Source organism: Ralstonia soli (genome assembly GCF_023955655.1).
In the GTDB taxonomy this organism is placed as follows: Bacteria; Pseudomonadota; Gammaproteobacteria; order Burkholderiales; family Burkholderiaceae; genus Ralstonia; species Ralstonia soli.
In genome coordinates this window covers 201941-213640 of record NZ_JAMXHT010000008.1, presented here as the reverse complement: position 1 = coordinate 213640, position 11700 = coordinate 201941, and the positions used below count along the sequence as shown (strand labels likewise).

General features: G+C 64.4%; 13 protein-coding genes. 10 read left to right on the top strand and 3 right to left on the bottom strand.

All coding sequences use genetic code 11. The annotated features are described in order from the left end of the window. The first annotated feature begins 18 nt into the window (after positions 1–18). The 7 genes from NG900_RS21815 (at position 19) to NG900_RS21785 (ending at position 7689) form a co-directional block, all read left to right on the top strand. Complete coding sequence (locus tag NG900_RS21815) at positions 19–888, top strand: alpha/beta hydrolase (RefSeq protein WP_252683640.1); 870 nt, start codon at positions 19–21, stop codon at positions 886–888. 67 nt (positions 889–955) lie between these two features. Beyond that, positions 956–2590 (top strand): GMC family oxidoreductase, encoded by a 1635-nt coding sequence (locus NG900_RS21810; protein WP_252683638.1) that lies wholly within the window; start codon positions 956–958, stop codon positions 2588–2590. A 234-nt stretch (positions 2591–2824) separates the two neighbouring features. Next, positions 2825–3595 carry an ABC transporter ATP-binding protein gene (locus NG900_RS21805; RefSeq protein WP_252683636.1) on the top strand — a complete coding sequence of 257 codons (771 nt, stop codon included), beginning with the start codon at positions 2825–2827 and terminating at the stop codon, positions 3593–3595. Positions 3596–3697: 102 nt separating this feature from the next. Next, on the top strand, positions 3698–4438 hold the full coding sequence (locus tag NG900_RS21800; RefSeq protein WP_252683634.1) for an ABC transporter ATP-binding protein: 741 nt from the start codon (positions 3698–3700) through the stop codon (positions 4436–4438). A 75-nt stretch (positions 4439–4513) separates the two neighbouring features. Beyond that, on the top strand, positions 4514–5722 hold the full coding sequence (locus NG900_RS21795; protein WP_252683632.1) for an ABC transporter substrate-binding protein: 1209 nt from the start codon (positions 4514–4516) through the stop codon (positions 5720–5722). An 81-nt stretch (positions 5723–5803) separates the two neighbouring features. Beyond that, positions 5804–6688 (top strand): branched-chain amino acid ABC transporter permease, encoded by an 885-nt coding sequence (locus tag NG900_RS21790; RefSeq protein WP_252683630.1) that lies wholly within the window; start codon positions 5804–5806, stop codon positions 6686–6688. 8 nt (positions 6689–6696) lie between these two features. Beyond that, positions 6697–7689: a branched-chain amino acid ABC transporter permease gene (locus tag NG900_RS21785; RefSeq protein ID WP_252683628.1), complete on the top strand. Its 993-nt coding sequence runs from the start codon at positions 6697–6699 to the stop codon at positions 7687–7689. A gap of 272 nt (positions 7690–7961) precedes the next feature. On the opposite strand, the gene NG900_RS21780 is transcribed toward NG900_RS21785, so the two are convergent. Further along, entirely contained in the window at positions 7962–8186 is a 225-nt protein-coding gene (locus tag NG900_RS21780; protein ID WP_252683625.1) for a hypothetical protein, read from the bottom strand. Positions 8187–8317: 131 nt separating this feature from the next. On the opposite strand from NG900_RS21780, the gene NG900_RS21775 reads away from it, so the two are divergent. Then, entirely contained in the window at positions 8318–8773 is a 456-nt protein-coding gene (locus tag NG900_RS21775) for a hypothetical protein (protein WP_252683624.1), read from the top strand. A 34-nt stretch (positions 8774–8807) separates the two neighbouring features. Next, the gene (locus tag NG900_RS21770) at positions 8808–9566 is read left to right on the top strand and encodes a sulfite exporter TauE/SafE family protein (RefSeq protein WP_252683622.1); all 759 of its coding nucleotides are present in this window, start codon (positions 8808–8810) and stop codon (positions 9564–9566) included. On the opposite strand, the gene NG900_RS21765 is transcribed toward NG900_RS21770, so the two are convergent. Then, positions 9556–9933 carry a cupin domain-containing protein gene (locus NG900_RS21765; RefSeq protein WP_252683620.1) on the bottom strand — a complete coding sequence of 126 codons (378 nt, stop codon included), beginning with the start codon at positions 9931–9933 and terminating at the stop codon, positions 9556–9558. The genes NG900_RS21770 and NG900_RS21765 overlap by 11 nt on opposite strands. Before the next feature lie 166 nt (positions 9934–10099). On the opposite strand from NG900_RS21765, the gene NG900_RS21760 reads away from it, so the two are divergent. Further along, entirely contained in the window at positions 10100–10663 is a 564-nt protein-coding gene (locus NG900_RS21760) for a phosphonate degradation HD-domain oxygenase (protein ID WP_252683618.1), read from the top strand. Here NG900_RS21760 and NG900_RS21755 read toward each other — a convergent pair. After that, a complete protein-coding gene (locus NG900_RS21755) occupies positions 10649–11605 on the bottom strand; it encodes an SDR family oxidoreductase (RefSeq protein WP_252683617.1) in 957 nt (318 codons plus the stop codon). The two genes, NG900_RS21760 and NG900_RS21755, sit on opposite strands and share 15 nt — an antisense overlap. Between the last annotated feature and the right edge of the window lie 95 nt (positions 11606–11700).

Genomic DNA, 11700 nt, shown 5'->3' with positions numbered 1-11700 from the left:
CCCAAGGAGGAGACGCCGATGACGCAAGCCCCCGCTCAGGCCACCGCCCATCCCGCGCTGGAAACACGCCAGCGCATGAAGGACGGCACTGAACTGCTGGTCCGCACCTGGTTGCCCGACACGCAAGCGGGCGAGCCGCGCGGGACAGTCATCCTCGTTCACGGCATGGCAGAGCACAGCGGGCGGTATCCCCATGTCGCCAAGGTGCTGACCGATCTCGGCCTGCGTGTGCGGGCTTTTGATTTGCGCGGCCACGGCAGGAGCGGCGGCCCGCGCATGGCGCTCGACGCGCCGGACAACTACCTCACGGACCTTGCAGAAATCGTCGATGCGGCTGTCGCCGAATGGCACGAGATGCCGTTCGTACTGGGGCACAGCATGGGCGGGCTGATCGTTGCGCGCTTTACGACCGCGCGCATCCGGCCGGTGCGCGGCGTGCTGCTGTCATCGCCCGCGCTGCGCGTCAAGCTGCCCCCAGGCACGGGGATCGTGCGCGGCATTCTGTCGGCGCTGGCGCCCAAGCTGGCGGTGCCCAATCCGGTGGACCCCTCCAAGCTCTCGCATGATCCGACGGTGGCCCCGGCCTATCGCGCCGACCCGCTGGTGCAGGGCACGATCAGTGCTTCGCTGCTCGAATTCATGCTCAATGCAATCACGCAGGCACAGCAGGATGCACCGCGCCTGGAAGCGCCGATGCTGCTGATGGCGGGCGGGGCGGATTCGATAGTGGACCCCTCCGGCAGCCGGGATTTCTACGCGAACGCTCCCGAAGATCTGCGCACGCTGGCCTGGTTCGACAGCGGCTATCACGAGATCTTCAACGAAGCCGAACCATTGCGAACCGAGGTGTTCGGGAAGATGCGGGAGTGGCTTTCCTCGCGGATTTGATGTGCAGTGAATGGGTTGGATCACAAGAACAAAAACCAATAACACCAAGGCAAAGAAGCACGGAGACATGGACACCTACGACTACATCATCATCGGCGCAGGCTCCGCAGGCTGCGTCCTGGCCAACCGCCTGACGCAAGACCCGGACGTCTCCGTGCTGCTGCTGGAGGCCGGCGGCAAGGACGACTACCACTGGATCCACATCCCCGTCGGCTATCTGTACTGCATTGGCAACCCGCGCACCGACTGGCTCTACCGCACGCGTGAAGAACCTGGGCTGAACGGCCGTTCGCTCGGCTACCCGCGCGGGCGCGTGCTGGGCGGCTGCTCGTCGATCAACGGCATGATTTACATGCGCGGCCAGCGCGAAGACTACGACGGCTGGGCCGCCATTACCGGTGATGACTCGTGGAAGTGGGATGCCGTGTTGCCGCTGTTCAAGGCCAGCGAGAACCACCACGGCGGCGCCAGCGCATGGCATGGCGCGGATGGCGAATGGCGCGTCGAGCCGCAGCGCCTGCACTGGCAGGTACTCGAAACCTTCATTGAAGCGGCCGTGCAGGCCGGCATTCCGCGCACGAGCGATTTCAACCGTGGGGATAACTTCGGTGTCGGCTACTTCGAGGTCAACCAGAAACGCGGTATCCGTTGGAACACCGCCAAGGGTTTTCTGCGCCCGGCATCGCAACGGCCGAACCTGACCATCATCACCGGGGCGCAGGTGCGTGCGCTGACGTTTGACGGCAAGCGCTGCACGGGCGTGACGTATCGCGGAGGCGGTCACGACCACACGGTGGCCGCGCGTGAGGAGGTGATTCTGTCGGCGGGCGCGATCAACTCGCCGCAGTTGCTGGAGCTGGCGGGCATCGGCCAGCCGGAACGGCTGCAGGCGCTGGGCATTGCCGTGCGCCAGGCGCTGCCGGGCGTGGGCGAGAACCTGCAGGACCACCTGCAACTGCGCAGCGTGGTCAAGGTGCATGGCGTGCCGACGCTCAACACGCGTGCGTCGAACTGGTGGGGCAAGGCGCTGATCGGCATGCAGTACGCGTTCAACCAGAGCGGGCCGATGAGCATGGCGCCGTCGCAGCTTGGCGTGTTCGCGCGCTCGAATCCGCAAGTGGCGCGGCCGGATGTGGAATACCACGTGCAGCCGCTGTCGCTCGACAAGTTTGGTGATCCGTTGCACGCGTTCAATGCGTTCACCGCGAGCGTGTGCAACCTGCGGCCGACCTCGCGCGGCACGGTGCACGTCACGTCGGCCGATCCGTTTGCCGCGCCGACGATCGCGCCGAACTACTTGTCCACAGAGGAAGACCGCAAGGTTGCGGCCGATTCACTGCGCCTCACGCGCCGCATCGTCGCGCAACCTGCGTTGGCCAAATACAAGCCGGAAGAATATCTGCCCGGCGTGGCCTTCCAGACTGACGAGGACCTGGCTCGCGCAGCCGGCGAAATCGGCACGACCATCTTCCACCCGGTTGGCACCTGCCGCATGGGGCGTGCGGATGACGCAAACGCGGTGGTCGACGCGCAACTGCGTGTGCGCGGCATCGAGGGCTTGCGTGTGGTCGATGCTTCCGTCATGCCGACCATTACGTCGGGCAACACCAACTCGCCGACGATCATGATTGCGGAGAAGGCGAGCGAGATGATTCGGGCGGCCCGCAAGGTGCGGGTGCGGGGTGAGGCCGCCGTGGTTTGAGTGCCAACGACACGGGCCTGACACACCGCCCGTGTCATATCGATACGCAATCCGCATCACCCCCATACGTAACTCTACGTAACCCCCTCCGGGGAGCTGGAAAACCAGTGCTGGCGCGGGTTTCCGGCGCGTAAGCAGGGTGTAATCGTCTCGGTAAAAACCCCGATGTTTTGCGACGCAACAGCCGTTGACAATCATCCGCACCATAAAAAGGGCGGGAGACCAGAGGGAATCATGGCGCAGGACATCATTCTCGAAACGCGCGGACTGACCAAGGCCTTCAAGGGCTTTACCGCCGTGTCCGACGTCAACCTGCGTGTGCAGCGCGGGTCGATCCACGCGCTCATCGGCCCGAACGGTGCCGGCAAGACGACCTGCTTCAACCTGCTGACCAAATTCCTGGTGCCCACGCGCGGCACGATCCTGTTCAACGGCCTCGATATCACGTCGGAAAAACCGGCGCAGATCGCACGCCGCGGCGTAATCCGCTCGTTCCAGATCTCCGCCGTGTTTCCGCATCTGACCGTGATGGAAAACGTTCGCGTTGGACTGCAGCGCCAACTTGGGTCGGCATACGCGTTCTGGCAAAGCGAGCAATCGCTCAATGTCTTGAATGACCGCGCGATGGCGCTGCTCGAACAGGTGGGCCTGACGCAGTTTGCGCACACCGTGACGGTGGAGCTGCCCTACGGCCGCAAGCGCGCGCTGGAAATTGCCACCACGCTGGCGATGGAGCCCGAGCTGATGCTGCTCGACGAGCCCACGCAGGGCATGGGCCACGAAGATGTAGACCGCGTGACGGAGCTGATCAAGCGCGTGGCCGAGGGCCGCACGATCCTGATGGTCGAACACAACATGAACGTGGTCTCGTCCATCGCCGACAAGATCACGGTGCTGCAGCGCGGCCAGATTCTGGCGGAAGGCCCGTACGAGGAAGTGTCGAAGAACCCGCAGGTGATGGAAGCCTATATGGGCACCGCCGATGCGGCGCTGGAAGGCCACTGAGTCCATCAAGGCCATTGAAGCAGTCGGCCGGCGCAGACCGGCCAGCGATGTAGCCGTTTGCTGCATCACCGAACGCTTGACCCGAACACACGAGAACACTGCATGAGCACGCCCGCGCTCCAGATCAAGGACTTGCACGCCTGGTACGGTGAATCGCACATCCTGCATGGTGTCGACCTGACCGTGAACCGCGGCGAGGTCGTCACGCTGCTCGGCCGCAATGGCGCAGGCCGCACCACCACGCTGCGCGCCATCATGGGCCTGGTGGGCTCGCGCAAGGGCTCGATCGTCGTACATGACGCCAGCGGCCAAGGCGTGGAGACCATCGACCTGCCCACGCACAAGATCGCCCACTGTGGCATCGGCTACTGCCCGGAAGAGCGCGGCATTTTTTCCAGCCTGTCGTGCGAAGAGAACCTGATGCTGCCGCCGGTGCTGAAAGGGCAGGTGGCCAAGTCGGGCAATGTCGGCATGAGCATCGACGAGATCTACGAGATGTTCCCCAACCTGAAGGAGCGCCGCCAGAGCCAGGGCACGCGCCTCTCAGGCGGCGAGCAGCAGATGCTGGCGGTCGGACGCATCTTGCGCACGGGTGCGAACCTGCTGCTGTTGGATGAAATTTCCGAAGGCTTGGCTCCGGTGATCGTGCAGGCGCTGGCCCGCATGATCCTGATGCTCAAGAAGCGCGGCTATACGGTGGTGATGGTGGAGCAGAACTTCCGCTTTGCCGCGCCACTGGCCGACCGCTTCTATGTGATGGAACACGGCCGCATCGTCGAGCGTTTCGAGGCGGCGCAGTTGCAGGACAAGATGCCGGTGCTGCACGAACTGCTCGGCGTTTAAGACGATTTCCCCATCGATTTGCAAGACCCATGCGCCAGCGCGATCCGCGGCGCGCACGACACAGGAGACAAGACCATGACACTCAAGAAGCTGGCAGGTGCATTGATGGCGGTGGGGCTGGGCGCAGTCGCATTCGGCGCGCACGCCCAGGTAAGCGGCGACAAGGTGAAGATCGGCTACATCACCGATCTGTCCGGCCTGTACGCCGACATCGACGGGCAGGGTGGCGTCGAGGCCGTGAAGATGGCAATCGAGGATGCGGGCGGCAAGGTGCTCGGCAAGCCGATCGAGCTGGTCACGGCCGATCACCAGAACAAGGCCGACATCGCGGCCTCCAAGGCGCGCGAGTGGATGGACCAGCAAGGCCTGGACATGCTGCTGGGCGGCACGAACTCCGCCACCGGTCTGGCAATGGCCAAGGTGGCTGCCGAGAAGAAGCGCGTGTTCATCGACATCGGTGCCGGCACGGCACGTCTGACCAACGAAGAGTGCACGCCGTACACGATCCACTATGCATATGACACGGTGGCGCTGGCCAAGGGCACCGGCAGCGCGGTGGTCAAGCAGGGCGGCAAGTCGTGGTTCTTCCTGACCGCCGACTACGCCTTCGGTCACTCGCTGGAGAACGACACCGCTGCCGTGGTCAAGGCCAATGGCGGCACGGTGGTGGGTTCGGTCAAGCATCCGCTGTCGGCATCGGACTTCTCGTCGTACCTGCTGCAGGCGCAATCGTCCAAGGCGCAGATCTTGGGCCTGGCCAATGCGGGTGGCGACACGATCAACTCGATCAAGGCGGCCAAGGAATTCGGCATTACCAAGTCGATGAAGATCGCCGGCCTGCTGATGTTCATCAACGATGTGCACAGCCTGGGCCTGCAAACGGCCGAAGGCCTGCTGATGACCGACAGCTGGTACTGGGACATGAACGACGCCACGCGCAAGTTCGCCAACCGCTACTTCGGCAAGATGAAGAAGATGCCGAGCAGCTTGCAGGCCGCCGACTACTCGGCCGTGTCGAACTACATCAAGGCGGTGGCCGCCGCCGGCACGGATGACCCGGACAAGGTGATCGCCCAACTCAAGAAGACGAAGATCGACGACTTCTACACCAAGGGCACTATCCGCCAGGACGGCCGTGCCATCCACGACATGTACCTGCTGCAGGTGAAGACCCCGGCCGAATCGAAGAAGCCGTGGGATTACCTGAAGGTCGTGGCGACGATTCCGGGCGAGCAGGCGTTCACCACGCCGGCTGAGTCGAAGTGCTCGCTGATGAAGAAATAAGCAGGTAAGCACCGGCGCTGCTGCCCGCGTGGGCGGCGGCGCCGTCAATGTTGTCGGTGTGGTGTTCTCTTTCTGACCGCGATGGAAATCTTCGGCGTTCCGCTACCGGCCATGCTCAGCCAGTTGCTGCTGGGCCTGGTCAACGGTTCCTTCTATGCGATGTTGAGCCTGGGCCTTGCGGTCATCTTCGGGCTGCTCAACGTCATCAATTTCGCGCACGGTGCGCTGTTCATGCTGGGCGCGGTGCTCACGTGGATGGGCTTCTCGTACCTGGGCGTGCCGTACTGGGCGATGCTGGTGCTCTCACCGCTGGTGATCGGCGTGCTGGGCATGGTGATCGAGCGCACGCTGCTGCGCTTCATCTACAAGCTCGACCACCTGTACGGTCTGCTGCTCACGCTGGGCGTGACGCTCGTCATTGAGGGCGTGTTCCGTGCCATTTACGGTGTGTCGGGCCTGCCGTACACCACGCCCGTACTGCTGCAGGGCGCGACTGACCTCGGCTTCATGATGCTGCCCAACTATCGCGCGTGGGTCGTGGTGGCGTCGCTGGCGGTGTGCTTTGCCACGTGGTTCATGATCGAGAAGACGAAGCTGGGCGCGTATCTGCGCGCTGGCACCGAAAACCCGAAGCTGGTCGAAGCGTTTGGCGTGAACGTGCCGTTGATGGTCACGCTCACCTACGGCTTTGGCGTGGCGCTGGCGGCGTTTGCGGGTGTGCTGGCGGCGCCGGTCATCCAGATCTCGCCGCTGATGGGGCAGAGCATGATCATCACCGTGTTTGCGGTGGTGGTGATCGGCGGCATGGGGTCGATCCTGGGTTCGATTGTCACCGGGTTGGGCCTGGGCGTCATTGAGGGGCTGACCAAGGTGTTTTATCCACAGGCGTCATCCACAGTGGTGTTCGTGATCATGGTGCTGGTGCTGCTGGTGCGTCCGGCCGGCCTGTTCGGTAAAGAGAAATAAGCAGCGCTATGCAAAACACCTCTTCCTCTTCAATCAAATACGTCCTGTACGGCCTGCTGCTGGTCGCATTGATTGCCGCGCCGCTGGTGGGCGCGTATCCGGTATTTGTCGCCAAGCTGCTGTGCTTTGCGCTGTTTGCTTCGGCCTTCAACCTGCTGCTGGGCTATACCGGGCTGCTGTCGTTCGGGCATGCGGCGTTCTTCGGCGGCGCGGGCTACGTGGCCGGCTACATGATGCGCGACCTGCATGTCACGCCGGAGCTGGGCCTGCTGGCCGGCACGGCCGCCGGGGCGTTCATCGGCCTGGTCGTCGGCCTGCTGGCCATCCGCCGCCAGGGCATCTACTTCGCGATGATCACGCTGGCGCTGGCGCAGATGCTGTACTTCTTCTGCCTGCAGGCGCCCTTCACCGGCGGGGAAGACGGCCTGCAAGGCGTGCCGCGCGGCAAGCTGTTTGGCGTGCTCGATCTGTCGAGTGACCTGACGCTGTACTACGTGGTGCTGGCGATCGTGGTGGTGGCCTTCCTGCTGATTGTGCGCACGATCCACTCGCCATTCGGGCAGATTCTCAAGGCCATCAAGGAGAACGAGCCGCGCGCCACGTCCCTCGGTTACGACACCGACCGCTTCAAGCTGCTGGCCTTCGTGCTGTCGGCCGCGCTGACTGGCTTGGCCGGCTCGCTCAAGACGCTGGTGCTGGGTTTCGAGACGCTGACGGACGTGCACTGGTCAATGTCCGGCTCGGTGATCCTGATGACGCTGGTGGGGGGCCTGGGCATTCTGTCGGGCCCGCTGTTGGGCGCGGCGCTGGTGATTGCGCTGGAAAACAAGCTTGGTGACATCGGCACCTTCCTGGCGGGCGCCACGGGCATCGACGGCTTCAATGTCCTCGGTGAATCGGTGACGACGGTGACGGGCGCGATCTTCGTGATCTGCGTGCTAACCTTCCGCCGCGGCATCATGGGCGAGATCGCGGCCCGGGTGCCCTGGCTGCGGCGTTAAGGTCACAATGGCCGGTGATGCCTCCGAGATCCCTCCGAAAGGGTGAGCTTTGTACCGATTTGGTGCTTACGGCACCGTAAGGGTTTGCTCTAGTTGCTGCATTGCGGTGCATCTTTTACAGTCTCGTTACGGTTTTCGCACGAGATAAATGAGGCGGGAGCGAGGAGACGACAGCACACACCGCATGTACGGTGGAGATGCAAAATAGAATAAAGGCCCTGCCGGGCGATCCCCGGCAGGGCCTTTTAGTTTTGTGCGTTCAGTTTGTGCGCTCAGTCGACGGCATTCGCCGCCAGCAGTGCCCGGCCCCGGGCGCTGACCGTCACCAGATGCGTTTCCGGGGCACAGTCCACCAGCCCATCGATGCACGCGTCCTCCCAGATCGACAAGCGCGGACACGACGTCCGCCAGGTTTCCAGCACTTCGGAATAAGGCCTGGGCCGCTCGGCCAGCGACTGCAGCAGTTGCAGGGTGAGGGCGCGGGTCGGGTCGGCCATGGTCGGGCTCCGTCTGGCAGGTTATCCACATGTCCACAGTCTCGTCGCCATCGATCCACAAGAGAAATGCATTCGGTGTCGACGCCTATGCGGGCGCTGCATGACAATGGCGCCTTCGTCCAGAGCCGCCCATGATCCTGTCAACCCGTCTTGCCACGCCGGATGACCGGCCGCGTTTGCTGACCGCCATCGCGGCGGCCGCGTCGATTGCCGCGCCGCTGCAACGGGCGCATGCCGTCGATACGGTGCTAGCCCAGCCCAGCGTGCATCCGTGTTTTCTCATTGAGGCGGGCGGGGCGCTGGTCGGTGTGGCGCCCATCACGCTGATGCCGCACCTGATGTTGGGCGGGCTGGTGGCGTGGCTGCCCGTTGGCGTCATGGTGCTATCGGGCGGCGCGGCCACGCCGAGCGTCACCCTGACCGCCTTGGCGGCCGTCAATGAGTACGCTCGCGCACATGGCATACTCCACGTCCTGCTGCCGCCCACCGCCCTTGCCGCAGACGAAGCCGCAGCGCTTGGCTTCACTGTGGACAACTCCGGTTGCTGGCGCCGCAGTGCACCGCCGTCGCCCAAGTCGCTGGGCTAGTCGTTTCTGATCCCTGTCTGTTTTTGTTTCCCTGATGGAATTCGCTTTGCTCGCCGTGGCCGGCTTTCTGGCCGGCCTGATCGATGCCGTGGCCGGTGGCGGCGGCCTGGTGCAGATTCCCGCGCTGTTCTCCGCGTACCCGAACATCGCGCCGGCCACGCTGATCGGTACCAACAAGGTCGCATCGATGTCGGGCACGGCCACAGCCGCCGTGCGCTACGGCCGCACGGTGCGCATCTACTGGGGCGCGACGGCGCCGGCGGTGGTCACGGCGTTTGCCTGTTCGCTGCTGGGCGCGTGGGCGCTTATGCATATCCCGGCCGAACCGTTGCGCCGCGCACTGCCGTTCGTGCTCGCGCTGCTGCTGATCTATACGGTGGCCAAGAAGAACCTCGGTGCGGACCACGCCCCCAGCCTCAAGGGCTGGCGCGAGCGTGCGGCGGCGCTGCTGGCCGGGGCCGCCATCGGTTTCTACGACGGCGTATTCGGCCCGGGCACCGGCAGCTTTCTGATGATCGTGTTCGTGCGCGTGTTTGGTTACGACTTCCTGCACGCCTCGGCGTCCACCAAGATCGTCAACCTGGCGACCAACGTGGCGGCCTTGCTGCTGCTGGCCGCCAAGGGCCATGTGTGGTGGCAGCTCGGCGTGGTGATGGCGGTGGCCAACGTGGCTGGCAATCAGGTCGGCAGCCACCTTGCGCTGCGGCACGGCAGCCGCTTCGTGCGCAAGGTGTTCATCGTGGTGGTGCTGGCGCTGATCTTGAAGACGGCGTACGACGCCTTCATCCGTTGAGCTGGGTATCGAGCGTCACGGTGCGCTCGGTGACGACATCGCCCGTGTGCTGCGTGGTGACGGTCTCGATCAGCATGATTCCGCACTCTTCATCGGCGACAGGAAAGTGCCGCACGCCGCGTGGCACCACGCAGAATTCGCCCGGGCCGAGGTGCACGTCGGCGCGGTCTTCGAAGGCGATCTTCAGGCGGCCGTAGACCACGAAGAACAGCTCGTCCTCATTCGGATGGTCGTGCCAGACGAACTCGCCCTTGAGCTTGGCGACCTTGATGTACTGATCGTTGACCTGGCCGACGACGCGTGGCGACCAATACTCCGTCACCTGTTCCAGCGCGTGCGCCACGTGTACGGATTGACCTGCGAGCATGATGCGCTCCGATGTGTGGGAGACCCTGAAGATAAGGGCGGCACGTGCGCATTCCCAACCAAACTTTCTAATCGCACCGATCACGCGGGCTAATGCGCGGCGCGCTGTCACCGCGCTGCCGCACGCGTCGGCTATTCTGGAGGGCCCCGCTTTCTCGCGCGCAATCATGGCCCTGAGTCTCGACGATATCCGCACGCTGTTCGACCGCCACGGCGATATCGCCTACACCGGCGAGCCCGTCTCGCAACTCGAACACGCGTTGCAGACGGCGGCGCTGGCAGAAGAGGCCGGCGCGTCGGATGCGCTCGTTACCGCGGCGCTGCTGCATGACCTCGGCCACCTGCTCAACCTGCAGGGCGATACACCGAGCGCGCACGGCATCGACGATCAGCATCAGTATTTCGTGTTGCCATTCCTGCGCGCGACGTTTCCCGATGCGGTGCTCGAACCCATTCGCCTGCATGTGGATGCCAAGCGCTGCCTCTGCGCGATCGACCCGCATTACTACGCGCGGCTGTCGCCGGATTCCGTGCGCAGCCTGGCGCTGCAGGGTGGCGTGTTCTCGGCGGAAGAGGCCGAGGCGTTCATGCAGCGCCCTTACGCGGCCGACGCGTTGCAGCTGCGCCGCTGGGATGACCTCGCCAAGGCGGAAGGTCATTCGACGCCCGGTCTTGCGCATTTCCTGGCGGCGGCCGCACGCGTGGCAAAAGCAACGTCACAGGCAGCGTAGGCTGCGCAGCGTGGCGCCGACGGCTTCGTCCCACGGCGTGTGCGGCTCAGCGCCGAGCGCTTGCACGAGCTTGGCGTTGTCCATGCGCACCGGGTGTTGCCACAGGTAACGCATCTCGCGCATCTCCCGCAGCATCTCCGAGAACGGCGCCAGCGCTGGCAACACCCACCACGGGAACGCGCGCGTCTTGACCGGGTGGCCTACGGCGCGGCCGATCGATGTGGCCATCTGCGTGCCGTCCGCGTCCCAGTGGCCACGCATGTGATAGACGGCGAAGTCGGGCAAGCGATCGCCTTGCTCGACCAGGCGCAGCATCGTCTCGGCCACGTCCGGCAGATAGGCCCATTGGTGGCCGATGCCACGCGCGCCAGGGTAGGTGAGGGTGCCCACGGGCTTGCCCGGTTTGATCAGCGCGCCGGCAAACCAGGTGTTGGTGGTCTGCGGCCCAAAGAAATCGCCCGCGCGCACGATCAGGCTGCGCACGCCATCCGCGCTGGCGGCCTGCATGCGGCGCTCCAGCTCCACACGGATCTTGCCCTTGCGCGTGAGCGGCTGTTGCGCGGTGCTTTCACGCAGCACCGGGAACGTCTCCGGCGCAAAGTTGTACACCGTGCCCGGCAGCACAATGCGCGCATCCGAAGCGCGGGCGGCGGCGATGGTGTTGTCGATCATCGGCAGGACCTGGCCGGCCCAGTTCTTGTAGCCCGGCGGGTTGACGGCGTGGACGATCAGCGCCGCGCCTTGCGCCGCGTTGACCACGTCTTCGCGCACCATCGCATCGCCGCGAATCCATTCGAAAGCGGTGTTGCGGCCGGTGAGTGCATCGGGGTTGCGCTGCAGCGCCCGCACATGCCAGCCGCGCGCCACCAGACGCCGTGCCACTTCGCCGCCGATGCCGCCGGTGGCGCCCAGTACCAATGCAATGCGTTTTGCCTGTTCCATGACCGTGCTCCGAGGTGAGTGAGCGTTGCGATGGAGGCATTCTGGGCGCGCCTGTGCTTCAATGGAATTGTTGATGATGAGCGTGCAGCTATACG